Annotated in this window: 1 protein-coding gene; it reads right to left on the bottom strand. The window is 73.8% G+C overall.

Annotated features, from left to right (window positions below; translation table 11 throughout):
• Nucleotides 1-854, bottom strand: an 854-nt coding sequence (locus PUR56_RS13350) for an amidohydrolase family protein (protein ID WP_329949058.1), incomplete at its 3' end; no start/stop codon positions are given.
• Between the last annotated feature and the right edge of the window lie 59 nt (nt 855-913).

Here is a 913-nt window from a genome sequence, read left to right as displayed (position 1 = left end):
GGCCTCAGCCGGTAGACGCGGTCGGCCGTGCCCCCGAGGACCAGGGCCTGATCGTGGGCGTGGAGTCGGGAGATCAGGCGGCGTGTGGTGTCCACGACGGTGGTGTAGTCGGCGGCCAGGGTGCACACGGGCCAGTCCGAGCCGAACATCACCCGGTCCGGGCCGAAGGTGTCGAGGACGGTGTCGGCGAAGGGGCGCAGGTCCTCGATGTCCCAGCGCTCCCAGTCGGCCTCGGTGAGCAGGCCGGACAGTTTGCAGGAGACGTTCCGTTCGCCGGCCAGGTTCTGTATGTGGCTCGCCCACGGTTGGAGTTCCGCCACCGCGACGGCGGGTTTGCCGGCGTGGTCGAGCACGAACGCGAGGCCGGGCAGGCGGCGGGCCGCGGCGGTGGCCGCGGGCAACTGGTGCGGCAGCACGAGCAGGTCGTAGACCAGGCCCGCGTCGGCGACCGCGGCCAGCCCCCGCAGGACCTCCGGACGGAGCAGCCAGTGGGGGTCGGGTTCGCCCTGGACCTGGTGGCGCACGCCCACCAGGTACTCACCGCCCGGCAGCTCACGCAGGCGGGCCAGCCGCTCCGCCACGTCGGCGGCGGTGAGGTCGGTCCACCCGACGACCCCGGCGACCAAGGGGTCGGACGCCGCTTGTGCCAGCAGCTCCGGCGTCTCCTCGGCGACCGGAACCGTCTGCACGAGGATGGTGGAGGCGACCGCGGCCCGCTCGGCCTGCGGACGCAGGTCCGCCAGGGCGAAGCTGCGCCTCAGCGGTGCGAGGTCGTCGCCGGTGATCCACTCCTGGTCGCGTACGGCCAGGTCCCACACGTGGTGGTGGGCGTCGACGATGATCGGGTCGCTCATCGGTTGCTCCTCGGACGGGGCCCGCCCGCGGGCGGCGGGCCGGGCGGGACCGGTACGTC

Source organism: Streptomyces sp. BE303 (assembly GCF_036290945.1).
Taxonomy (GTDB): Bacteria; Actinomycetota; Actinomycetes; order Streptomycetales; family Streptomycetaceae; genus Kitasatospora.
The sequence above is the reverse complement of the archived record's forward strand: the minus strand, read 5'-3'. Positions and strand labels throughout refer to the sequence as shown.